We start from the raw sequence: 22,852 nt of genomic DNA on the forward strand, positions 1-22,852 counted from the left end.
CAATTATCGAACAAGACACGGACGTTTAGAGTCGAAACGCCAATTTTCAATCAAAAACTGCATGGCAACGGCATCGTTCCGCTCGCCTGCTTTCATTTTCTCATAGAGTTCATTTGCTTTTTCCACCTGTTCCATATCGATTTCAACGCCGAGCCCCGGCTGATCAGGAACTTGGATATATCCGTCAGCGATTGAAAAAGGCTGTTTTGTCAGACGCTGGCCATCCTGCCAAATCCAATGCGTATCAATCGCCGTAATGTCGCCCGGAGCTGCTGCGGCAACGTGGGTGAACATCGCCAGAGAAACGTCAAAATGGTTATTGGAGTGAGAGCCCCATGTCAGCCCCCATTCACGGCACATTTGAGCAACGCGGACGGATCCCTGCATCGTCCAAAAATGCGGATCTGCCAGCGGTATATCAACGGCGTGCAATTGTATCGCATGCCCCATTTGCCGCCAGTCTGTCGCAATCATATTCGTCGCTGTCGGAATGCCTGTCGCACGGCGGAATTCGGCCATGATTTCCCGGCCCGAGTATCCGGCTTCCGCTCCGCAAGGGTCTTCCGCGTAGGCGAGCACATCCCGTTTTCCCTTACAAAGCGCAATCGCTTCCTCCAATGGCCACGCGCCATTCGGGTCAAGGGTGATTCTCGCCTCAGGAAACCGCTTCGCTAAAGCGGATGCCGCCTCGATTTCTTCTTCCCCCGAAAGAACGCCGCCTTTTAATTTAAAATCGTGAAAACCGTAGCGCTCTTGAGCTGCTTCTGCAAGACGGACGATCGCCCCGGGTGTCAACGCTTCTTCACGGCGGAGGCGGAACCAGTCGTCATTTGCCTCTGGTTCGCTGATATAGGGAAGTGTGGTGCGCTTTCGGTCGCCGATGTAAAACAAATAGCCGAGCATCTTCACTTTTTCCCGCTGCTGTCCTTCCCCCAAGAGCGCAGCCACAGGGACGCCGAGAAATTTTCCGAGCAGATCGAGCAAAGCTGCTTCCAATGCGGTCACTGCGTGTATGGTCGTCCTCTGGTCAAAGGTCTGCACCCCGCGCCCTCCGGCATCACGGTCTTTAAACCGGCGCCTGACGGACTGTAAAATCGATTGAAACGCGCCGAGCGGCTGATCGATGACAAGCGGTTTCGCCTGTTCCAGCGTCTGGCGGATCCGCTCGCCGCCCGGCACTTCGCCGACGCCGAGAGCGCCTGATGAATCTTTTAAAATCACAATATTCCGTGTGAAAAAGGGGCCGTGGGCTCCGCTCAAATTCAGAAGCATGCTGTCGCGTCCTGCCACGGGAATGACCCGCATGTCTGCAATAGACGGTGTTTGTGATGTATTCTCCTCTTTTACCTGCTGATGGATGGGTGTATTCATATCGATTTAGCCTCCCTCTTTTTAAAGCGCTTACATTTCACATGGATAAAGGGGTGTCTGTCGGGTCTTCCCCTTTCTGAAGCTCGATGCGCTTGATCGGCCCGACCAGAAACAGATAGCTTAATACCGCGGCAATCGCGTTGGCGCCGACAAACACAAGCGCTCCGTTAAATGAGCCTGTCGCACTCACGATATATCCGATGATAATGGGCGTCGTGATGGACGCAATATTTCCAAAGGTGTTAAAGATGCCGCCGCTCAAGCCGGCGCACTCCTTTGGCGAGGTATCTGACACGACCGCCCAGCCCAGCGCGCCGAATCCTTTTCCGAAAAAGGCAAGCGACATGATGGAGACGACCAGCCAAGCCGAATCTGCATAGTTGCATATGATCATCGAGCAGGACATTAACATGCCGAGGATGATCGGCGTTTTTCTGGCAACCGTAATCGAACAGCCCTTTTTCAGAAGATAGTCTGACGCGAACCCGCCCAGCAATCCTCCTAAAAATCCGCAGATTGCAGGAAGCGATGCAACGAAACCCGCTTCAAGGATCGACATGCCGCGCGCCTGAACCAAATAAACCGGAAACCACGTTAGAAAGAAATAGGTCAACGTTGTGATGCAGTATTGGGCGATATACACCCCGAGCAGCATCCGGCTTCTTAAAAGCTGCTTAATGTAAGGCCATTGCGACTCCTTTTCTTTCTTTTCCGCGTTCTTTCCCTCATCCATCGAGACAAGCGCGCCGCCTTCTTCGATGTACGCCAGTTCGGCGGCGTTTATTCTCGGGTGTTTTTTCGGTTCGTAAATCGTTTTCAGCCAAATGAACGACATCGCGATCCCCAGTGCACCCATAATGACAAAAACCGTATGCCAGCTGAAAGAGTGGGCGAGCCACCCCATCAGCGGTGAAAAAATGACGAGTGCAAAGTACTGCGCCGAGTTGAAGATCGCCGACGCCGTTCCGCGTTCAGAACTTGGAAACCAGGAAGCCACCACCCGGCCGTTGCCGGGGAAGGACGGCGCTTCTGACAGACCGACGAGAAACCGGAGCGCAAATAAGAGGATAACGGCCGTTCCCGCGGCGAAAAAGCCAAGCGTTCCCTGCAAAAAGGTAAACAATGACCAAAAGAAGATGCTGGCGGCGATGACGATTTTCGACCCAAAGCGGTCGAGCAGCCAGCCTCCGGGAATTTGGCCGACAACATACGCCCAGCCAAATGCGGAAAAGACATACCCCATCGCCACCGAACTCAGCCCAAGCTCATGCTGCACAGAATCGCCGACGATCGAGAGCGTCGCACGGTCGGCATAATTAATGGATGTGACGAGAAACAGCATAGACACGACAAACCAGCGGACAGAACTTCTTTTCCCCGCGGTATGGGGGGAGGCTGCACGATCTTTTTTCATAGCATCTTCTCCTTTATTCATTTGTACCGAGACGGTTGATTTACGGTTTGACAAATACGGTTTTCACGGCTGTAAAAAATTCTTTGGCTGCCTCCCCCTGTTCCCGTGAATGCGAGCTCGATTGTTTAACGCCTCCGAATGGCGCCTGCAGTTCGACACCGGCGCTTTCGGCGTTGACGCGAATGAGCCCCGCTTCGATATCATCTATGAATGACAGCATCCGGCCGATGTTTTGCGTGAAAATGGAGGCGCTCAAGCCAAATTTGACGTCATTGGCCGTCTTCAAAGCTTCCTCAAGTGTATCCGCCTTGATTAAAGCGATAACCGGGCCGAAAATCTCTTCTTGGGCAATCGTCATGCCGGAAGTGACGTTGTCAAAAATAGCCGGCCTGATATAATAGCCGTTTTCGTATTTCCCATCTGCCAGCCTCTCACCGCCAAAAATGAGGTCAGCGCCTTCTTGCTTTCCTTTGTCAATATAGGACAGGCAGTTGTCAAGCTGCTGTTTGTTCGCAATCGGTCCCATCCAGACATCTTCTTTTAAGCTGTCGCCGATTGTAATCTCTTTTGTCTGTTGAAGCAGCTTTTCTTTAAACCGGTCATAAACACCGGTTAAGACGATGACGCGGCTTGTCGCCGTACACTTTTGGCCTGTCGACCGGAACGCTCCGCTGATGACCGCTTCAACCGCAATATCAAGGTCGGCGTCATCTGCTACGATCACCGGGTTTTTGCCGCCCATCTCAAGCTGGTACTTCGCCCCTCTTTCAAACGCCGTCCGGCCGATGATTTTTCCTGTTTGGTTCGACCCTGTAAACGTAATCCCGTTCACATCGGGGTGCTCGGCAAGCCTTTGGCCGGCCGATGATCCCGGTCCTGTCACCGCATTGACCACGCCTGACGGAATCCCAGCTTCCTCAAAGCACGAGATGACCTTAAGACAGGTGACTGCAGTTTCCGTAGCCGGTTTGATGACGACCGTGTTGCCATAGATGAGGGCCGGCGCCATTTTCCAAATCGGGATGGCAACTGGAAAATTCCACGGCGAGATGACGCCGACGACGCCGAGCGGCACCCTGTCGGTGTACATGAAAGCGGATGTATCGGTCGACGGAATCACATCGCCCGTTTTCCGCATCCCCTCTCCGGCATAGTATCTGAGAATCGCGATTCCCCGCGCTGTTTCTCCTTTTGCTTCAGGCAGTGTTTTGCCCATTTCACGCGTCGCGCACTCGGCAATTTCATCGAGGCGCTGTTCCATGATGTCAGCGGCCTTGTAAAGAAATTGACCGCGCTCCGCCCCCGACAGCTTTCTCCAAGCCTTTTTGGCCTGCTTGGCCGCTTCAACCGCCCTGTCTACGTCCTCAATCGAAGATTTTTGCACAAGCCCGACGATATCCCGTGTATCAGCCGGGTTCAAGCTCTGTTCCATCCCGCCCGATTCAGCCTTCACCCAGCGGCCGTTGATAAAGTTGAAATACGTTTTATTTTCAGCTGCAACAGACATCTTCAAGTTCCTCCTTTTGTTTATAGGGCAGCGGTCTTTTTCGGATAACGCGCCATCGCGTTTTTCAGAATTGTTTCGAGCTGCCGGCAATGTTCTTTTTCCACCGGAACAATCGGCGGTCTCGCCGTGTTTTTCACCTGAAGGCCCATGATTTCCATGCCGGCTTTGATCAAGGATACCGCATAACCTTTCCGAAGTTTGCGAATCTCGTTAATCGGCATGATGACATGCTCATAAATCTGTTTGACAAGCCGGTCGTTGCCGTTTAATAATGCCTCATAAAACATTCTTGAAATATGGGGAATATAATTGGATATCGCCGAAGAATACGACGTAAAGCCAATCGGAGCATAGGCCGGCATCGTGACTTCAGCCATCGGCATTCCGTTGAGCCAGCCCAGCCTGTCTCCTATCGTATATGACAAACTGATATTCAAAGCCATATCCCCAATGCCGTCTTTGAGTCCGACAAGCTGCTCGAGACCGGTCAGCCGCTGAATCTGTTCAAGCGTCAAAACCGCATTGTCGCGCTGGTATATAATGGCATTTAAATCCGTGCTTTCAATGATTGTTTTTGTGTACTGATAGAGGCCTTCCTGCTCTCCGTGTATCAAGTACGGCGGGAGAATCAGATAGCCGTCGGCCCCTTTTTCTTCGGAAATCCGCGCCCATTCCAAAGCGGTGCTTAAATTGCCGCCCACTCCTGTGTATACAGGCACCTTCCCGCCCGCCGCCGAAACGGCAATTTCGACCATTTGCTCATATTCCTTTTCGCTGAGAGATTGAAATTCTCCTGAGCCGCAAGCGATGAAAACCGCCTCAAGCCCTTCAGCCAATAAAAAGCGGATGTTTTCGTAAAGTGCTTCTTCCTCCAGTTTTCCTTGCCCGTTGAAGGGCGCCACCGGGAAACCCAATATGCCTTCCGGCGCCTTCCGTAATTGACTCATCTCCGTCATCCCCCTGTCGTTCATATCCTGAGAAAGCGTTGTCATTCACTAAGATACAATGTCTCTGTTTTAGAAAATCCCCCCATTCATCTTTTCGTTTAATTGTAAGACAAATAAACAAATTGTCAATATCATTATTTTCTGATTTTTTCATTTCAAGCAAAAAAAAGAGACTGAAGACACAGTCCGTCTTCAGCCTTGAGCCTCAGCCCCTGGTTGTGCAGCGGTTTTTTTCCGGTAAATAAACGCTGATAAAGAGATGCTTAATTCGTATAATACAAGCAGCGGGACGATCACCAACACATCTGAGATCAAATCGGGCGGCGTGATCACAACCGATACGACGATCAGCGCAAAATAAGAAATTTTTCTCATTTTACTGAGCTTGGCCGGATTTAAAATCCCGAGGCTCGTTAAAAACATCACGATGAGAGGCATTTCAAACAAAAACCCGAATGGCAGTGTGAGGTTCATCATAAAGCGAAAATAATGCTCCGCCGTAAACATCGTTTGAAAATGGCCGGCGGACAAGCCGATCAAAAACTGAAGAACGAGCGGAAAGAGTACAAAATAACCGAACACAATCCCCAAAATAAAAAAAATGAACAGTCCCGGAATATAAAATAATGCCGTCCTCCGTTCGTGGTCGGTCAGCGCAGGCGCCACAAACCGCCATGTCTGAAAAGCAGCCACCGGTATGGTGGCAGCGATCGCCAGCACCCCCGCAATCATCATATAAACCCAAAGAATATCCCCCGGCCCCAATACAGCAAGCTTTTCATCAAGGTCTCTGATCAGCCAGTCATAGATGTCCTGAACAAACAAAAAGCCGGTAATGAGGAACAGAATAAACGTAAGAAGCGTTTTAATGATTCGCTGGCGCAGCTCTTCAAGATGGGCAATCAAATGTGTTTCCCTTTTTTTCACCTTCGCCTTCCTCCCCTTCGCATGTTAAACAGAAAAAAGAACAGACGGGTTCACCCGCCCGCTCTATTGATCATCGCGCCGATGGATCGCTTTGCTTTTTCGCATCAGACTCCTGTCCGATCTCATTGTCATCGGCAGATACTAAAGATTTTGTCGCGCTTTTGAATTCGGTCAGCGTTTTGCCGAAAGCCCGCCCGATCTCAGGAAGCTTCGAAGGCCCGAAAATAATCAAGGCAATCACAAGGACCAAAATGAGACCGGGAATACCGATATTGGATAGCATCTTCCGTCATCCTTTCGCTGGTTACTGGGTTACTTTTTTCTGCTTTTGTTTCATTTGTTTTTGGTGCGCTCTTGTATGTGCAATAAACCGGTCTTCTTCGACTTCGTTCGATTTCTTCACGCCTCCAGGCACGAGATTTGAGGCTGTCCGTTTCAGTCCTGTCTGATCTTTATGATAAACATATGAAGCCCTTGTCGAAATGGCGGCTCCCGGTTCTGACACATATGGAACGACCCGGTAGTCAGTCCGCCATTCTTCAGGAGTGACCGTACAGCGGACATAGCCGCGGTAATCGTTAAAAAACTTGATGTGCGGGTTTGCCGCCAGGATCTGATCGGTATCCGCCCTTTTATCCGCGCCGTTTCCTCCGGACGTGATCGACGTTCCGACAAATTCCGCGCCGAAAATCGCTGATTTCGGATTGTCAAAATCGATGAGCAGATTTGAAGCCCAGCTTGCATGCACGTCTCCCGTAAGGACGACAATATTGTTCAGGTTTTTCCCTTTGATAAAGTCGATAATCCGTTTGCGCTGAGCCGGATAGCCGTCCCACGAATCCATGCTGTAAACAGGTGCGGAGCTTGTCCCGAAGTTCCATCTTGCAAAGAAAATCTGCTGCGCCAAGATATTCCAGTGAGCTTCAGACCTGTCCAGGTTGTCAAGCAGCCAGGCCTCTTGTTCGGCGCCAAGGAGCGTTCGCTTCGGATCATTCGATTCATCAGAAGGCGGCTTATTGCCGTCGCCATTCGCCTGATCATCGCGATACTGCCGTGTATCAAGAACATTGATATCGGCCAAATTGCCGTATTGAAAATTCCGGTACAACTGCATATCAGGACCGTTCGGCAGCGATCTGCGGCGGAGCGGCATATGCTCATAATAAGCCTGATAGGCGGCGGCCCGGCGCTTGATAAACGCTTCAACAGACTGGCCTTTTTCCGGAATCGTATTCGCGTAGTTGTTTTCGACTTCATGGTCATCCCATGTGACGACCCACGGAAAGGCGGCGTGGGCGGCTTTCAGATTCGCATCTGAGCGGTATTGGGCATGGCGGTTGCGGTAATCAAGAAGCGAGGTGATTTCCGGACCGCTGTGGGTTCTGACGTTTCCTGTTTTCGATACATATTCATTTGGACCATATTCATAAATATAGTCTCCGAGATGAAAGACGAGATCGAGCTTTTCTTTCGCCATATGCTGATAGGCCGTATAGTAGCCGTGTTCGTACTGCTGGCAGGAGGCAAAAGCGAATGTGAATTTAGAAACGTCCGCCCCCGGTTCTGGAAGGGTTTTTGTTCTTCCCACCGGGCTCAGCTGATTGCCGCATTTAAAACGGTAATAGTACACATGGTCAGGCTTCAATCCGTCGACTTCGACATGTACGGAATGGGCAAGGTGAGGTGTCGCCTTCTCTTTTCCGCGCTTGACGATGTGCCGGAAATGTTCATCCTTTGCCATCTCCCATTTCACAGTAACGGCTTCATTTGGCATGCCTCCTCCATTGAGCGGATCAGGCGCCAGCCTTGTCCACAAAACGACGCTGTCTGAAAGCGGATCACCGGATGCAACGCCAAGTGTAAAAGGATATTCGGAGAATTTCGGCGCTGCATTCACTTCCATTGCCCCCATCGATTGTGCAATCGCAAGCCCCAGGGAAAGCCCGGCAATTTTTCCAGCCCCCTGAATAAAACGGCGGCGGTCAAACGCATTGCCTTTCAAGCTTTCCTCATTCAGTTTTTTCATCCATTCCTCGAGCGGCCCTTCATGTGTCATTCGCAATACCCCTCTCTATACAAATGATTGATCGGGTTCTATTATAGGAGCCATTTGTTAACACACAGTAAACTTTTGTAAAACGAAAAACATGGCGGCACCTGCTTGATTAAAGCGCCTTTTTAAGATTTATGTCGAAATTTGTCCTAAACCAATCCATTCACCTATGAATTCGACAAGCTGCCAGCCCATCCGTCAGAACTTTTCTCCTGTTTTTCTTCACATTTTTTTTAAAAAAGGGAAACATAGCGTCTCCATCCATGGTAAAATTAAGAAACATTCACATAGAAAGGAATGAACGATGCGCAGATAGTCAAATGGTCTTCTCATTGTAATGAAAACAAGCCAAAGCAAACATATGTAGGAGGCAGACCATGGAAACTGAAAGATTGATATTAAGAGAAATGGAATTGCAGGATGCGGAGACTCTCTATCATTATTGGTCAGATCCGCTCGTCACGAAATATATGAACATCGCGCCCTTCACCAGCGCGAAACAAGCGGAAGACATGATACAACTGATCAGTGATCTTTGCCTTAAAGGCCAGGCAAACCGTTATTCAATCGTGTTAAAAGAGTCAAATGACGTCATCGGGACATGCGGCTTCAATATGATTGACGAGGAAAACAGCCGCGCTGAAATCGGCTATGACCTGGGGAGTCCCCATTGGGGGAAAGGCTTTGCTGCTGAAGCCGTCAAAAAGCTGATCAGCCATGGCTTCACAGACATGGAGCTAAACCGGATTGAAGCAAAGGTCGAACCTGAAAACAAAGGATCCATCAAGCTCCTTGAACGGCTCTCTTTTCAAAAGGAAGGCCTTTTAAGAGAATATGAGAAATCAAAAGGCGTGTTCATCGATGTCTACATGTTTTCCCTGCTGAAAAGAGAGTTTCTTAAATAAGCATAAAAAAAGATTGATCCATCGTTTGGATCAATCTTTTTTATTTCACCTAGATCTTTTTCCCCGCACTCTCATTCAAGCGCTTGGCTTCCAAAAAGAACACTTGAATGAACTTTTTCGTGTTCACACGGGTGGACGTCAGTCCGGCAGACGAATCCTTCTGCAGCTCTTTCATTTTTTTGCTGATCACCGTAAAGTCGAAAAACCTTGAGGCATAGCTTTCAAACTTCGGATTTGAAAAATCTGTTAAACCAAGTGATGCAAAATGGTTTAATGAATGGGTGACCGCCCTTCGTATCCGCTGTTCTGACGCTTTGGCCTCACGGTTGATGTCAATGGGCGAAGCAGCCTGTCCGAGCTTTTGCTCTGCCACCCGGATAAAGATTTGTTTCAGCGGGGGAAAGTTTTTTTCATATAATGATGTTTGCTCATCATCAAACAAATATTGAAGGATGGCGATCAGATCTTTAGAGCCGCTTTCTCCGACGATTCCCAATTCAGAAAGGAGAAACTCGCCCGTTTCCTGGATGTTTTTGTCTCTCAGCACGTTTCTTCCGCTGCCGTTTACGTTCACCAGGCGGCTTAAAGAAGATTGGATATCCTGAATTGACCTTTCTAATTCGATCCGTTCTTTGACTTTTTGGATGACGTTTAATATTTCGATTCGGTTAATCGGCTTATGAATATAATATTCAATTCCGAGAGAGTGGGCTTCTGCAACCATTTCCTTTGATTCCACCTGGGAAATCATGATGATTTTCCCCATGAAAGACCCTTGCAGATGGCGAATCGTCTCAATTCCGTCGCGGCCCGGCATCAGGAGATCGATCAATAAAACATCAATCTGTTTTAAATGCAAAACATGTCCTTCTAATTGACTGCCATCCTCCGCTTCTCCCGCCGCCTCTCCCAAATCCTCATCTTCAATGATCTGCTTTAAAATAGAGCGCACGGCGCGGTCATCGTCAACGATAAAAAAGCGCATAGGCCATTCATCCTTTCTGAATCAATTGTTGAACAGGAAGCTTGATCGAAAAAACGACTCCCCTCGGTTTATTGCAAAACACAATTCCGCCTCCAAACTCTTCGACGATTCCCTTAACAAAGGATAGGCCGATTCCTGTTGAAGGTGTGCCAAGTTCATCATACTTTGAAGTGTATCCCGGCTCAAACACAACATCCCCGATTTTTTCCGGAATGCCGGGTCCATTGTCCTCCACCTGAAATTCTACCATTCCTTCTTCCCCTTTCAAAAGGTGGAGGCGGACAGAACCCCTGTCCCCAATGGCTTCCACAGCATTGGCCATCAAATTGTTGAGTATCGACAGCACGAGATAGACGCGGTATTTCGGATGCTCGCCTATGATTGAATATTGAAAGTCAATGTCCTTCTCAAGCGATTCAGCATATTTTCGGTTGATTCCAACCACAAGGCGAACCAAATCCTCCGCCTTCATATAATCCCTGAAATTTTCATTCGAAATCAATTTTGAAAGCCCGGCAAAAATCCGCTGATTATCCTTTTTGACCTCATGAATCTCGCCGGCCAGCTTCAGGACCTTCAGACTGAGCTTCTGCTCGAAAGGGTCTTCAAGGCTCCGCTTATGCAAAAGACGGTATAGCTGGTAGGACTCGTTTGTAATCTGCTCCGTATTTTTTAAGGTTTTTTTCAAATGGATGGTTTCCTCATATAAATTTGAAATGATCATGAGCATATGCTCATTTTGCTCGCGGACTTGCCGTTCCCTCGACTGCGTCTCGTACAGCTTCATGACATTAAAAAAGCTGAGCACGATAAAGCTGTGGGAAAACGCAATTGTCATCATATCGCGCAGCTCCTCCGGCGTAACCGTAGATGAGAACATCATATATTGCACGGATAATTCCGCACAATCGGCGATGATTTCGATGATGAAACCGAGACATCCGATAACTAGCGGTCTGTACTGAAAAAAACGTCTGAGCTTGGCCAAATAAAAAACGAAAGCATATGTAAAATAAAAGAAAAAGGTGGGGACGTGCGTGTAAAAAGCTGCCGTCCAATCGAGATGCTCCTCTGTGCAAAGGTCAAGCGCCATCCGGAAGAAAACAACCGCTGCACCTGTTAAAAGCCCGGGCAAAATAGCCGGGACATTTCGAAGCAATAATAAAAAAAAGAAAAACGTCGGCACGCCAAAACTGACCCGAAAGGTCTCATTCAGGGGATAAAACTTCAATTCTCCGGCCAGCGGCACGGTTAAAAGCATCAGCAGTAAAATGTAGCCGTCTTTTTTGGCAAGCTGGCCAAACATCTTTATAGTCTCGTCCCAATTTCTCCTAAGCATATTGTGCCCCCGTTAAACAGCGTTGTCTTATTTTGTATTGAATCGATCTTGATCCGCAACTCCCATTGTACCCACAGTCGGTTTGATTTTTAAATCAATCGGCTTATTTTTTGAGCGTTCTTGTCGTTTTTTGTATGATCATGTAGGTTCTCCTTTAAATTGAAATTATATTTCCTTAGTTTGAAAGCGCTGTACTTTCCCGCAATTCACTCCCTATCCATACCCCTTTTTTCAGGATAGAACAAGCTCTGTACCAATCACCGCTGCGGCCTACGGAATCCGGGCTGCAGCCGTCATATCCATACCACCGCACGTGTATTTCTAGAAATCTACAGGTCAGATTGGAGGAATTTCGATGAAAGAAATTGTGAAAGAACGCTATGACACCCATTTCTGGCAAGCCCGCCTTAACGATTTGGTCGAACATTACCGTCCCTTCTCTGCCAATGGACGCAATGCCGACTATATCCCGGCATTGGGAGAAGTCGATTCAAAACAGCTCGGCATTTGTGTAGCGGGACCTGACCGAACCGTGATCAAATCGGGCGACTGGGATATCCCTTTCACACTGCAAAGCATCTCAAAGGTGATTAGTTTTGTTGCCGCCTGTGTAACGAAAGGGATTCCTTACGTTTTGGATCGCGTCGATGTAGAGCCGACAGGCGATGCATTTAATTCAATCATCCGCCTTGAGATGCATAAACCGGGAAAACCGTTTAACCCGATGATTAACGCGGGCGCTCTAACCGTCGCTTCAATCCTGCCCGGAGAATCGGCTCAACAAAAAATCGAAACGATTTACGCCATTATTGAGAAAATGATCGGAAAACGCCCTGTTATCAATGAAGACGTGTTCCGGTCAGAATGGCAGACGGCCCATCGAAACAGAGCACTGGCGCATTACTTAAAGGAAACCGGCTTTTTGGAAGCCGAAGTCGAAGAAACGCTTGGGGTTTACCTGAAGCAATGCTCCATAGAAGGGAACACAGAAGATATCGCCCTGATCGGCTTGATTCTCGCGAACGACGGTTACCATCCTTTCCGCGGAGAGCAAGTGATCCCAAAAGACGTCGCAAAGCTGACAAAAGCCTTGATGCTGACATGCGGGATGTACAACGCTTCCGGAAAATTCGCCGCCTTTGTCGGCATTCCCGCCAAAAGCGGCGTATCCGGCGGAATCATGTGCGCCGTGCCGGCCAGCCTCAAAAGGAATGAGCCTTTTCAGCACGGATGCGGGATCGGCATCTACGGACCGGCGATCGACGAATACGGCAACAGCCTGACAGGCGGTATGCTTTTGAAACAATTGGCACAGGAGTGGGATTTGAGTATTTTTTGAAAATAATGAATCAAGAGGTGAGAACATGCAGGAAGTCCTTCAGTATGTCATTGGAATCATAAACGATTTTTTTTGGTCAAAACTATTAATCGTGCTGCTTCTGTCGTTGGGAGTATATTTTACGTTCAGATTGAAATTTTTGCAGGTTCGGATGCTGAAAGAGATGGTCCGCGTTTTAAAGGAAGGCGCTGCAAACCGTTCCAAAAACGATATATCGCCTTTCCAGGCGTTTTGCATCAGCATGGCAGCCCGGGTCGGCACCGGAAATATTACGGGAATCGCGATCGCGATTGCACTCGGCGGCCCCGGAGCGATCTTCTGGATGTGGATCATTGCCATTATCGGCTCAGCTTCAAGCTTTGTCGAAAGCACGCTGGCGCAAATTTATAAAGTGAAAGATGTAAATGGATTCCGCGGCGGCCCCGCCTATTACATGGAAAAAGGGCTGAAAAAACGCTGGATGGGCGCCCTGTTTGCGGTTTTAATCACCCTGTCATTCGGAATCGTGTTCAACTCCGTTCAATCGAATACGATCAGCGTCGCGTTCAATAACGCATTTGGGACGGACCGCTTCACCCTCGGCGTCATTTTGATCGCCGTTTTCGGGACGATCATTTTCGGCGGCGTGAAACGGATTGCGAAGCTTTCCGAATATATCGTCATGTTTTTAGCCGTGCTCTATATCGGTGTCGCTTTTTTCGTCATTCTGACCAACATTTCTCAGCTGCCGGATGTTTTTGCGCTGATCGTGAAAAATGCGTTCGGATTTGAGCAGGCGGCGGGCGGAGCATTAGGCGCGGCACTGATGCACGGGATCAAACGCGGAATTTTCTCAAACGAAGCGGGAATGGGAAGCGCGCCAAATGCAGCCGCAACGGCAACGACAAGCCATCCCGTCAAACAGGGGCTGATTCAGGCGTTCGGCGTCTTAACGGACACATTAATCATTTGTACAAGCACCGCCCTGATCATTTTGTTCTCTGATGCCTATAAGCAGCCTGGACTGAGCGGAATCCCGCTGACGCAAGCCGCTCTAAGCGAACACGTCGGACCGTGGGCGTCGGGATTTTTGGCGATTTTGATATTGTTATTCGGTTTCTGCGCGCTCATCGGAAACTATTACTACGGAGAGACCAACATCGGCTTCTTAAACAAAAGCAAAGCAGTCTTATTGCTATACAGAATCGGTGTACTCGGAATGGTGATCTTCGGCTGTGTTGCAAAAGTCCAGCTCGTCTGGGATATGGCCGACCTGTTCATGGGATTGATGGTCATCGTTAATTTAATCGCGATCTTCCTGTTATCGAAAAACGCCTTTGCTGCTTTGAACGACTATGTGAAGCAAAGAAAAGCCGGAAAAGATCCCGTCTTTTACAAGGATGTGATCGAAAATCACGAAAACATCGAGTGCTGGGAGCACTCAGGAACCGCGCAAGTGTCAAAAAGTGAACATGCGGGATAAACATGAAGCCGCCTTGGAGGGCGGCTTTTTGATGTTTACTTATCAAAAGGTGCACGGACAGAAAAAACGGAAACTTAGTCAAACATATGGGGAACTTCGGATAAATGAATCATACTGTGCAATGATGAAACGTACAGAATGTCTAACCAAAACTTTGAAGCAATCGGTTCTACTTTCTATCAGTAAAGGTTTTGGCTTATTCTGTTGCAGAGGCCCCTTCCACAGCTTGTTTTAAATAAAAGAGGATGCTTCACGGAAAGTCCAAAAGACTTTCAGAAACATCCTCATTTATGGTCTTTTATAACAAAATATCATGTTTTAAGATTTAAATTGTTATATTTAAGATATCAATTTTAGTGTTGTACTGTAATATAGTGTTTTAGTTCTCCATGCCAATTTTTCCATGCCCAGCTTTGCGCTACAATCACATCATATTTGCCTGCTGGAATATTTTTCGTCGAAAAGACTGCCCTAAAACTGCGTGTACCAATACTGTGATCCACATCTATCATTTTCACTGGAGCAGTTTTTCCTTTTTTATAAAGAAATACGGTATAACCATTGTCCAGATCCCGTGCCAAAGTACCTGTTACGACAATAGAAGTGGCATGTTTTGAATATGTATTGGCATCTGTTTTAAATTGAATCGCTCCTTTTGAAGTCATGGCAAATGCTTCTGAACTGCCGGCAAAACATGCGACTGCCAAAAGGACAGCTGTAAACAGCATCATTACAATTTTTTTCATTTTAAACTCCCTTTCTTTGCTAATTTAGCAACTATGACATAATAACATATTTGCTAAAATAATCAATAAAAATAGAAAAATTACACAACATCAATTACTAGAATAATTAAGAACAATGATTTTTAAAGCGCTACTAGACGGGAGCACTATATTACTCTAATATTCCCCAACCCTCTTGGGCCGTATTGGAGGGCGGTCTGAACAGTTTGCGGAATATCCCCTTTCTCGCATTCCGGCAAAATGCCTTTTTGTTTCGCCTCTTCGAGCCAGACAGGACATTCATGAAGAAGCGAAACATATCATTCATCATCTGACCACTCTTATATCGTTAATATGAAAAAGATTAGGGTTGTCGACCATGCGGGCTTCCGAGCTTTTTTAAAAAATCAAAGTGTCCCTCTTCAATTCCGACAAATTGCCAGAATAATGGCTTATTAGAGGACGCTTCAATCATCGACTTGATCGTCTTTTTCAGTCTCCATCATTCATAAAGACAGGATTTGAACTTGGTTCTTCAGCCATATATGTTTTTAATGCGTCTTTCATGACAGGCGGTTCATCATTGTTTCCAAACTTGTGAAACCGGTCATTATCGATGATTTCCCGGTCGACATATCCCGTAAATTCTTTTTTCAGTTAGCGGTTAATACGTTGTCATATACCAGCAATATTCAATACCCCGTCATCGGCAATCTGCCGGCAACAGGCAGCACTCTTTCAACTGTTTGTTGAACGGTTCCATTTTTATAAAGAGATCCCGATCCTGTGATAGTGAACATTAGGCCGACCCGGGCCGTAATCCAAGCTTTTCTTCTGCAGATTGATCGTGGCCATTTGCAAATCCCCTTTTTGTTTCATACGATATAAGGATATAAAAGTTTTATTACCTAACATGAAACGGGGCTACACATGATGATGAAACGCAGCCTTATATGGCAAGCCGCGCTTATTTTCATGGCCATGGCGGCAGGATTAAGCACACGGAAAATGGCAGCGGCGCTGCCGGATGCAGTCAATATGTATGCGGGGGATGCTCTTTGGGCACTGATGATCTTTTTTGGATTCGGCTTTTTATTGAGGAAGGCGGACACAAAGACCGTTGGACTTATAGCGCTGATATGTTGCTATATAATCGAATGCAGCCAGCTGTATCATGCCGCTTGGATCGATCACATACGCGCCACGGCGCTTGGCGGCCTTGTACTCGGATATGGATTTTTATGGAGCGATTTACTGGCCTATCTGCTGGGCATTGGAGCGGGCATTCTGTTTGAGGGCATCATATATAAACGAAAACTTTAGGGGAAAATTTACATAATTTTATTTTGTGACTTTGTGCTGTTTAAAATGAGCCGGACAAGTCCGATAATAAAAAAGGATGGGTTCAATGCGTAAAGCACAAGCAGGCTGTCATTTCCTGCAGCCGGCAGAGGATTTCCTCCTGTTTTTTTCGACATGTCCAGTGTCTCTATCCTTTTTGGCAGGAGGAACTACATTATTATCTCTTCCCTATAATTCTCTGCCGCATGCTTTACGATTTGCCCATCTATTCTTGAAAACTCATTCAATCCTCTCACAAAATCATTCCTATTATTTTTCAAATTCCTATTGGCATTTTAGCATGTTGGCTCACCTTAACCCGGTTGAAAGATATACTGCGTCTTTTCCAGGCAGACAAAAAAGCTCCGTTAAGTGGAGCTTTTCTGAAGAAGCGCAGCCTGCTAACGCTTAAGCGCGCTGTGTTTATAAGAATATCCGAAATAAACCGCCGCTCCGGCCAGCAGCCAAACGGAAAAATAGAGCCATGTTTCCGCCGGCAGGTTTGCGATAAGAAACAGGCAGAAGCCTATGGAAAGAATCGGGATGACCGGCACGAACGGAACTTTAAAGCCGCGCGGCAGGTCTTTATGGGTTTTGCGCAAAATGAGCACAGATAGACTCACCATCAAAAAAGTGAGCAGCGCACCCATATTGGCTAAATTGGACAGATTTTTCAAATCGACAAATCCGGCGACCAGAGCCGTTATCAGTCCTGTTATCCAAGTATTCAATACAGGGGCTCCCGAGCGTTTCCCCGTGATTGAAAACACTTTAGGCAGCAGCCCGTCTCTGCTCATGGCAAACGAAATTCTCGTCGCCGCAAAGGTGTTCGCAAAAATCACCGCCATCAGCCCGATCACGGCGCCGACAGATATAATTTCCGCCACCGTGTTTTGCTGGACGACCTGCAGCACATAGGACATGGCTTCAGGGACATTCAGCTGGCTGTACGGCACCATACCCGTCATGACAAGGCAGACGAGGATATAAATCAACGTACAAATCAATAATGATCCGATGATGCCGATCGGCAAATTACGCTGCGGATTTTTCACATCTTCAGCAGAAGCGGAAATGGCATCAAACCCTAAATACGCGAAAAACACAGCAGCCGCTCCGGTAATGACGCCTTCTGTCCCAAACGGCATAAAAGGATGCCAGTTTTCAGGCTTCACATAAAAGCTGCCCGCGATAATAAAGAGCGCGACAATGAGTATCTTCACGATGACCATCGCATTGTTAAACTTTTTGCTCTCTTTTGTTCCCTTTGACAAAATCCATGTCATGATAAATGTAATCGCGATGGCAGGAAGATTCATGACCCCGCCGTGTTCGGGAGTGGTCAGCAGCTGTTTGGGGATGGACAGACCGAATCCCGCCAGCAAATTATTGAAATAGCTCGACCATCCGCTCGCGACCGCGGAAGAAGTCAGCATGTAAACCGACAATAGCGTCCAGCCCATCAGGTGGCCGACGATTTCTCCCATTGTTGTGTATGAGTAAATATAGGCGCTCCCGTAAACAGGCAGCGCAGATGAAATTTCGGCATAGCAAAGAGCGGCCAAACTACAGACAACGGCAGCCAGGATAAACGAAAAAATCACAGCCGGTCCAGCATTCTGCGCGGCCGTTATCCCCGTCAGCACCATGACGCCCGTTCCGATAACGGCCCCAATTCCCAATAATGTTAAATCAAATGCCCCCATGGAAGGGTTGTTTTTCCGTTTTTGATGCTGTGCCAAAAGTTGTGCTACATCTTTTTTCTGAAATAAGTTTCGCAAGGCTTTTTCCTCCAAAAAAATACAAAGCGAGAGAAGACAGATTCTCTTGACTCTGCACGTTCTGCGTATCAAATCAAGCTTGTCAATTCAAGGTTGCCTGGAACTGATATGTATGCCGATATACACCCCTCGCACAAATGAAGAATTCCCTAAAATATGGACAATATCTATAGTAAATGAAAAAGGTTTCAAAGTAAAATAATCTCCTGCCCATACCCGCAAAAAAAATAGCGCCCGGCAAAGCCGGCCGCATTCATATCGGTTTTACTCTTCCTTACTGAAAGGATATCTCATTATGAACCATATAATATTCAAACACGCGTTCAAGCCATTCTTCCTCTTGTCTCGTATAAGGCGAAGGGATCTGATCCACAAACTTCTCCGTTTCAGCTTCGTTAATACTGCCGAAAGCCGACAGTGCATCCGCTCCGACAAACTGGAGGCTCACCTTCATATGCCGGTCTGCCATCTCCTGCACCTCGGGATCATCCACAGGCTTTCCCGCCAGCCTTTTAACCTCTTTGGCCAACTGAATAAAGGCCTGATCCAATGCCGCCATCTCCTCTTCCGGTTTGTCAAATAACCGGTCGGCAAGCTCTTTTGTCATGTTCTGCTCGATCCATAGCCGCTGATCTTTTTCTGTTTGGATGCTGTTGATAAGACTCATAAAAACGGCTCCGTCTATTTCTTCCTCTTCCTTCAGCAGCCCGATCATCCGGCTGATCGCTTTCAACGCGGTCCCAATCTCCTCCTGTTTCCTTTCAAGCTCATGTTTTTGCTTCTGCAATGTTTCAATCAGACTGGCATCAAAGCTGGACTCTTTTATGATCGCCCGGATTTGCTCAAGGCTGTATCCCAGAGACTTCAAACACGTGATCTTCAGCAAGGCCATCTCGTCCCGTTCGGTATAGAGGCGATGTCCTGAGCCTGGATGCTTCTCAGGTTTGAGCAGCCCGATTTCATCATAATAGTGTAAAGTCCGCACCGATACGCCGGTTTTTTTAGAGAAAACTCCGATTGAATAATATTGATCTTTTTCCACTCTTACCATCCTCCTCAAGTTCCTTCGCCGCGAGGCTTTCTTCGATGATAAAGCCTCACGTTGCGGGAGGTGCAAGTGTTATTGATTGAAGAATTGCACATATTCGATGGTGGAACCGTCGGGATGCTTCATCGTCATGTTTTTCCCTGTCGGCACTTCCTTTATGTCCCGCACCACCTCAGATCCATTCTCAAGGAGCCGTTCTTTAAACTCCTCAACAGAATCAACGATCAAGGTTGCTTTTGTTTCCAGAAAGGGCTCTAAGGCCTTTGGCGATCCTTCCAGTATGAGAAAATGGCCGACGGCCGCAATTTCCAAATCCATTTCCCGGTATTGAAACCTGAATTCAGTTTTACAGTCCAAGAGATTTTCATAAAATGACATCGCGGAGTCTAAATCGTCCGTGTACAGACGAATATATGACTTAATCACTTGCAAAAAAAATCCCCCAGTATCTTTTCATCATGCATACTCGTCTTCATCATAACACTTGCTGTCCGAAGCGAGAATAGATACAGCCTTAATACGATTCGCGCTCTATGAGAGTTTGCAATTCCCGCTTCACATTCGCCGCATCCGGACCGACCACAATCTGAATATCATGCCGGCCAATCTTGATGACGCCGTGTGCCCCGGCACGCTTTAGTTTTGCTTCGTCAGCCAGGGAGTTATCGGCCAGCCTGAGTCTCAGACGCGTCATACAGTTTTCACACGACATCACATTTTCTTTTCCTCCGATATGCTGAAGAATGTCTGCGGTGATTGTTTGATATTTTGAATGTTTTTCAGCCGTCCCCCCTCCATTTTCCTGCAAAGAGGCGGCACCCTGCTCCCTGCCGACTACCGGAACATTCCGCTTTGTGATGATAAAATAAAAGGTGGCATAATAGAGGATGAAGAATGCCAAACCGACCGGTATCACCAGCAGTCCGCGATCAGATAGATTCAGGTTCAGCACATAGTCGATCACCCCCGCTCCCCATGAAAAGCCGTGCCGAATCCCGAGCAAATAAAGCGTCATGCCGGCCAGACCCGTATACACGGAATGAAGAACATACAATAATGGCGATGTAAATAAAAACGTAAATTCAATCGGCTCTGTAATGCCGGTAATAAACGATGTTGCAGCTCCTGAAGACATCAGCGCTTTCGTTTCTTTCTTCTTTGTTCTGGCGGCTCGCGAAATCGCCAATGCGATCGCGGGAATGCCAAACATCATCGTGATGAAAAATCCTCCGAGAAAATACCCGGCATGCGGATCGCCATTCAAAAAGCGTGTAATTTCGCCTGTGATCGCCTGCCCCGAAGCCGTCTCAAAACGTCCGAGACCAAAATATACATACGTATTCATAACATGATGAAGTCCAAACGGCAGCAAAAACCGATTGAAAAATCCGAATACAAATATTCCGAAAGCCCCCATCCCTACAAGCATCTGGCTAAAAGCATCGATGCCCGCCTGCGCGTAAGGCCATACAACGGAAAACAGGCCCGCAATCGGGATCATCACCAAAATGATCATCGTAATCGGAAATTTCTCTCCGCCAAAAAAAGCGAACATGCTTGGAAGCCGGGTGTGCTGAAATTGATTATAAATATAGGCAGCCATTAAACCTGCGATAACTCCGCCAAAAACGCTCATGTCAAGATCCTGGTTTAGAATGCCGAGCCCTTCATTGAGGACGGAAATGGCCAAATAACCCGTCAATGCAGGTATCCCTTTATCCTTTGTCTTGGCAAGCCCCATGGCGATGCCGATCGCAATCAATATATCCATATTGTTCAGAATGACGCCTGAAGCTTGAAAAAGCGGGATATTGAGCATGTCTTCGGCAGACAGCCGAAGCAATAATCCCGCTGCCGGAAGAGCCGCTATCGGAATAAGCATTGATTTGCCCAGCTTTTGAAGAAAGTGTTTCATCAGTCTCCCCCCTGCTACAGATCTCCGAATGTTGAAAGGCGTACATCAGGCAGCGACTTCACCCGTCTTGCGGTCTCTGCGTCGGTTAAAAACTCCAGTTCATCCACCCGCGGATACGTAAACGAGGAATTCGCCAAGAGAGTCTTATCCAGATAAGCCGGATGCGTCATCACTTCGACTGATTCAGAGTCTTTGAAAAGCCCGCTGACGGCTTGTTCATCCTTTAAAGCAGTTTCAAGAACCGTCGAAAACCCATCGGTTGTTTTGATGTTCGCTTCATTCAATGCCGCATCATCCATATTGTTTCTGACAGGCAGCCCGAATTCTTGCGCAAGCCTTAAAAACACCTCCGGCATTCCGGCATAAGAGTTAATGTGATGATGACTGTCCAGATGTGTGGGCTCCAGGCCAAACGCATATAGCCGTTCTATCTGCGCTTTCCACTCGGCATATACCTCTTCAAAATCGACTGTGAACGCTCCCCTGTAGAACGAAAGTTGGCGAAAATCCCCCTTTGCATCAACAATTGTCCGATGATCCGTAAGAAGAGGTCTTCCGCATGTCAGCACCAAATGCACGCCGACCCCCAAACCTGGATGCGTTTTGGCGAGGCGGGCGGCATGCCCGGCGCCCGGCATATTGGCCATTAAAGTCGCTGATGTTAAAATTCCCAGTCTGTGGGCATCGATAATCCCATAATTGACGCCTCTTGAATAACCAAAATCATCGGCATTGATAATCAATTTTTTCATCGGCAATATCCCCTTCATCATGTTCTGATTACAAAATATGCTCCGTCCGGCGGTTTTATCATGACGGCATCTTTCATCCATTTTGCAGGACCCGCCGGCCATGCTTTCTTGGCCAAAAGAAAAAACCTGTTACTGAACAATGCCAGTTAACAGGTTGATTTCTATGTGCTATATTGCTGTTCGACGATAAATTTCGTTCTGTCCCCTCTCGTAATGATTTGAGCGTATTCCACGACTCCCCCCTGATCATCATAGGTGATGGACTCAGACAGGAACACCGGAGCGCCGACATTGATTAACAAATGTTCGCTGATTGTTTCATCGGTCAAAATCGGTTCGATCCATTCAGTTCCCCGCTCGATGCGAATGTTGTATTTTGACCTCAGCAAAGCAAACAATGAACCAGTACACTCTTCTTGAACAAGGGCGGGGGCAATTTTCCAAGGAATATATGAAGTATGGTATTGCAGCGGTTCATCCTCGGCATATCTGATCCTGACAAGCTTATTGACAGGATCGTTCTCATTGATTTGCAAAAGCTCTGCGATTGATTGATCTGCGGGAATCACAACAAGCTCAAGCACTTTTGATTCAGATCTCAAGCCCTTCATCTGCTCTGCAAAGCTCGTAATTTTATGGGGAATGGGCGCTTGAATTTTTGCCGCGGAAACAAAAGTGCCTTTTCCTTGAATTCTCTTAATATATCCTTCAAGCTCGAGCTGCTGCAATGCCAGCCTGACCGTCGTTCTGCTGACATGATACTGCTCGCAAAATTCGCTCTCTGTCGGCAGCTGGTCATTTGCTTTATATTTACCTGATTTAATCAGCTCGATGATTTTAAACTTGATGACGGAATATAAAGCGACATTCCTTTTTTCCTCAGTCATAACAGTCCCTCCGCTTTTCATCTTCAGTACATGGGAATGGTTTTATAATACCATTTAACATCCAATCGCGAAAGATTTGTATCATACCTCAAAAATGAACGTTCAATATTGCATTGACAAAAAGATTTTATCGGTGCTAAATTTGCAGTAACAA

Annotated in this window: 21 protein-coding genes and 1 pseudogene; 5 read left to right on the forward strand and 17 right to left on the reverse strand. The window is 47.4% G+C overall.

All coding sequences use genetic code 11. The annotated features are described in order from the left end of the window. Positions 1 to 3: 3 nt before the first annotated feature. From gudD to phoD, 7 genes are all read right to left on the reverse strand, one after another. Positions 4 to 1,371 (reverse strand): glucarate dehydratase, encoded by a 1,368-nt coding sequence (gudD, locus tag BTR1S_RS12510; RefSeq protein WP_029419454.1) that lies wholly within the window; start codon positions 1,369 to 1,371, stop codon positions 4 to 6. Between the two features lie 37 nt (positions 1,372 to 1,408). Continuing rightward, the gene (locus BTR1S_RS12515; RefSeq protein WP_029419455.1) at positions 1,409 to 2,785 is read right to left on the reverse strand and encodes an MFS transporter; all 1,377 of its coding nucleotides are present in this window, start codon (positions 2,783 to 2,785) and stop codon (positions 1,409 to 1,411) included. Positions 2,786 to 2,825: 40 nt separating this feature from the next. After that, on the reverse strand, positions 2,826 to 4,292 hold the full coding sequence (gene gucD, locus BTR1S_RS12520; protein ID WP_029419456.1) for an alpha-ketoglutaric semialdehyde dehydrogenase GucD: 1,467 nt from the start codon (positions 4,290 to 4,292) through the stop codon (positions 2,826 to 2,828). A gap of 20 nt (positions 4,293 to 4,312) precedes the next feature. Then, the gene (gene kdgD / locus BTR1S_RS12525; RefSeq protein WP_006640063.1) at positions 4,313 to 5,239 is read right to left on the reverse strand and encodes a 5-dehydro-4-deoxyglucarate dehydratase; all 927 of its coding nucleotides are present in this window, start codon (positions 5,237 to 5,239) and stop codon (positions 4,313 to 4,315) included. 192 nt (positions 5,240 to 5,431) lie between these two features. Beyond that, positions 5,432 to 6,166 carry a twin-arginine translocase subunit TatC gene (gene tatC, locus BTR1S_RS12530; RefSeq protein ID WP_029419457.1) on the reverse strand — a complete coding sequence of 245 codons (735 nt, stop codon included), beginning with the start codon at positions 6,164 to 6,166 and terminating at the stop codon, positions 5,432 to 5,434. A gap of 70 nt (positions 6,167 to 6,236) precedes the next feature. Continuing rightward, a complete protein-coding gene (locus BTR1S_RS12535; protein ID WP_006640061.1) occupies positions 6,237 to 6,449 on the reverse strand; it encodes a twin-arginine translocase TatA/TatE family subunit in 213 nt (70 codons plus the stop codon). Between the two features lie 21 nt (positions 6,450 to 6,470). Beyond that, positions 6,471 to 8,222 carry an alkaline phosphatase PhoD gene (gene phoD, locus BTR1S_RS12540; protein ID WP_006640060.1) on the reverse strand — a complete coding sequence of 584 codons (1,752 nt, stop codon included), beginning with the start codon at positions 8,220 to 8,222 and terminating at the stop codon, positions 6,471 to 6,473. Between the two features lie 374 nt (positions 8,223 to 8,596). Here phoD and BTR1S_RS12545 point away from each other — a divergent pair, with 374 nt between their 5' ends. Continuing rightward, positions 8,597 to 9,124, forward strand: a complete 528-nt coding sequence (locus tag BTR1S_RS12545) for a GNAT family N-acetyltransferase (RefSeq protein WP_029419458.1) — start codon at positions 8,597 to 8,599, stop codon at positions 9,122 to 9,124. A 49-nt stretch (positions 9,125 to 9,173) separates the two neighbouring features. On the opposite strand, the gene BTR1S_RS12550 is transcribed toward BTR1S_RS12545, so the two are convergent. Beyond that, positions 9,174 to 10,109: a response regulator gene (locus tag BTR1S_RS12550; protein WP_006640058.1), complete on the reverse strand. Its 936-nt coding sequence runs from the start codon at positions 10,107 to 10,109 to the stop codon at positions 9,174 to 9,176. A gap of 7 nt (positions 10,110 to 10,116) precedes the next feature. Then, on the reverse strand, positions 10,117 to 11,448 hold the full coding sequence (locus tag BTR1S_RS12555; RefSeq protein ID WP_029419459.1) for an ATP-binding protein: 1,332 nt from the start codon (positions 11,446 to 11,448) through the stop codon (positions 10,117 to 10,119). A 355-nt stretch (positions 11,449 to 11,803) separates the two neighbouring features. On the opposite strand from BTR1S_RS12555, the gene BTR1S_RS12560 reads away from it, so the two are divergent. Beyond that, complete coding sequence (locus BTR1S_RS12560) at positions 11,804 to 12,787, forward strand: glutaminase (protein ID WP_006640056.1); 984 nt, start codon at positions 11,804 to 11,806, stop codon at positions 12,785 to 12,787. A 25-nt stretch (positions 12,788 to 12,812) separates the two neighbouring features. Beyond that, positions 12,813 to 14,249 carry an alanine/glycine:cation symporter family protein gene (locus tag BTR1S_RS12565; protein ID WP_006640055.1) on the forward strand — a complete coding sequence of 479 codons (1,437 nt, stop codon included), beginning with the start codon at positions 12,813 to 12,815 and terminating at the stop codon, positions 14,247 to 14,249. Positions 14,250 to 14,602: 353 nt separating this feature from the next. Here BTR1S_RS12565 and BTR1S_RS12570 read toward each other — a convergent pair whose 3' ends face one another. After that, complete coding sequence (locus tag BTR1S_RS12570) at positions 14,603 to 14,995, reverse strand: hypothetical protein (protein ID WP_006640054.1); 393 nt, start codon at positions 14,993 to 14,995, stop codon at positions 14,603 to 14,605. 146 nt (positions 14,996 to 15,141) lie between these two features. Then, a pseudogene (locus BTR1S_RS23595) lies at positions 15,142 to 15,829 on the reverse strand (VWA domain-containing protein). A gap of 75 nt (positions 15,830 to 15,904) precedes the next feature. Between BTR1S_RS23595 and BTR1S_RS12575 the strand changes: the two are divergent. Continuing rightward, positions 15,905 to 16,297, forward strand: a complete 393-nt coding sequence (locus tag BTR1S_RS12575) for a ribosomal maturation YjgA family protein (RefSeq protein ID WP_029419460.1) — start codon at positions 15,905 to 15,907, stop codon at positions 16,295 to 16,297. A gap of 85 nt (positions 16,298 to 16,382) precedes the next feature. Further along, positions 16,383 to 16,727 (forward strand): hypothetical protein, encoded by a 345-nt coding sequence (locus tag BTR1S_RS22540; protein WP_141231098.1) that lies wholly within the window; start codon positions 16,383 to 16,385, stop codon positions 16,725 to 16,727. On the opposite strand, the gene BTR1S_RS12580 is transcribed toward BTR1S_RS22540, so the two are convergent. The 6 genes from BTR1S_RS12580 to gamR form a co-directional block, all read right to left on the reverse strand. After that, complete coding sequence (locus BTR1S_RS12580; RefSeq protein WP_029419461.1) at positions 16,717 to 18,096, reverse strand: amino acid permease; 1,380 nt, start codon at positions 18,094 to 18,096, stop codon at positions 16,717 to 16,719. The two genes, BTR1S_RS22540 and BTR1S_RS12580, sit on opposite strands and share 11 nt — an antisense overlap. Positions 18,097 to 18,370: 274 nt before the next feature. Further along, on the reverse strand, positions 18,371 to 19,138 hold the full coding sequence (locus tag BTR1S_RS12585) for a MerR family transcriptional regulator (protein WP_029419462.1): 768 nt from the start codon (positions 19,136 to 19,138) through the stop codon (positions 18,371 to 18,373). A 78-nt stretch (positions 19,139 to 19,216) separates the two neighbouring features. Continuing rightward, positions 19,217 to 19,570, reverse strand: a complete 354-nt coding sequence (locus BTR1S_RS12590) for a VOC family protein (protein WP_236836457.1) — start codon at positions 19,568 to 19,570, stop codon at positions 19,217 to 19,219. Between the two features lie 88 nt (positions 19,571 to 19,658). Next, on the reverse strand, positions 19,659 to 21,059 hold the full coding sequence (locus BTR1S_RS12595) for a PTS transporter subunit EIIC (protein WP_029419464.1): 1,401 nt from the start codon (positions 21,057 to 21,059) through the stop codon (positions 19,659 to 19,661). Between the two features lie 14 nt (positions 21,060 to 21,073). After that, on the reverse strand, positions 21,074 to 21,811 hold the full coding sequence (chbG, locus tag BTR1S_RS12600) for a chitin disaccharide deacetylase (RefSeq protein ID WP_006640047.1): 738 nt from the start codon (positions 21,809 to 21,811) through the stop codon (positions 21,074 to 21,076). Positions 21,812 to 21,972: 161 nt separating this feature from the next. Next, the gene (gamR, locus tag BTR1S_RS12605; RefSeq protein WP_006640046.1) at positions 21,973 to 22,698 is read right to left on the reverse strand and encodes a transcriptional regulator GamR; all 726 of its coding nucleotides are present in this window, start codon (positions 22,696 to 22,698) and stop codon (positions 21,973 to 21,975) included. Positions 22,699 to 22,852: the final 154 nt, after the last annotated feature.

It is taken from the genome of Bacillus sonorensis NBRC 101234 = KCTC 13918 (assembly GCF_001592005.1).
Classification (GTDB): domain Bacteria; phylum Bacillota; class Bacilli; order Bacillales; family Bacillaceae; genus Bacillus; species Bacillus sonorensis.

Bases quoted from the DNA above. Each gene is read 5' to 3' on its own strand.
- gudD (WP_029419454.1), bottom strand. From the start codon at position 1,371: ATGAATACACCCATCCATCAGCAGGTAAAAGAGGAGAATACATCACAA.
- BTR1S_RS12515 (WP_029419455.1), bottom strand. From the start codon at position 2,785: ATGAAAAAAGATCGTGCAGCCTCCCCCCATACCGCGGGGAAAAGAAGT.
- gucD (WP_029419456.1), bottom strand. From the start codon at position 4,292: ATGTCTGTTGCAGCTGAAAATAAAACGTATTTCAACTTTATCAACGGC.
- kdgD (WP_006640063.1), bottom strand. From the start codon at position 5,239: ATGAGTCAATTACGGAAGGCGCCGGAAGGCATATTGGGTTTCCCGGTG.
- BTR1S_RS12535 (WP_006640061.1), bottom strand. From the start codon at position 6,449: ATGCTATCCAATATCGGTATTCCCGGTCTCATTTTGGTCCTTGTGATT.
- phoD (WP_006640060.1), bottom strand. From the start codon at position 8,222: ATGACACATGAAGGGCCGCTCGAGGAATGGATGAAAAAACTGAATGAG.
- BTR1S_RS12545 (WP_029419458.1), top strand. From the start codon at position 8,597: ATGGAAACTGAAAGATTGATATTAAGAGAAATGGAATTGCAGGATGCG.
- BTR1S_RS12550 (WP_006640058.1), bottom strand. From the start codon at position 10,109: ATGCGCTTTTTTATCGTTGACGATGACCGCGCCGTGCGCTCTATTTTA.
- BTR1S_RS12555 (WP_029419459.1), bottom strand. From the start codon at position 11,448: ATGCTTAGGAGAAATTGGGACGAGACTATAAAGATGTTTGGCCAGCTT.
- BTR1S_RS12560 (WP_006640056.1), top strand. From the start codon at position 11,804: ATGAAAGAAATTGTGAAAGAACGCTATGACACCCATTTCTGGCAAGCC.
- BTR1S_RS12565 (WP_006640055.1), top strand. From the start codon at position 12,813: ATGCAGGAAGTCCTTCAGTATGTCATTGGAATCATAAACGATTTTTTT.
- BTR1S_RS12570 (WP_006640054.1), bottom strand. From the start codon at position 14,995: ATGAAAAAAATTGTAATGATGCTGTTTACAGCTGTCCTTTTGGCAGTC.
- BTR1S_RS12575 (WP_029419460.1), top strand. From the start codon at position 15,905: ATGATGATGAAACGCAGCCTTATATGGCAAGCCGCGCTTATTTTCATG.
- BTR1S_RS22540 (WP_141231098.1), top strand. From the start codon at position 16,383: ATGCGTAAAGCACAAGCAGGCTGTCATTTCCTGCAGCCGGCAGAGGAT.
- BTR1S_RS12595 (WP_029419464.1), bottom strand. From the start codon at position 21,059: ATGAAACACTTTCTTCAAAAGCTGGGCAAATCAATGCTTATTCCGATA.
- chbG (WP_006640047.1), bottom strand. From the start codon at position 21,811: ATGAAAAAATTGATTATCAATGCCGATGATTTTGGTTATTCAAGAGGC.
- gamR (WP_006640046.1), bottom strand. From the start codon at position 22,698: ATGACTGAGGAAAAAAGGAATGTCGCTTTATATTCCGTCATCAAGTTT.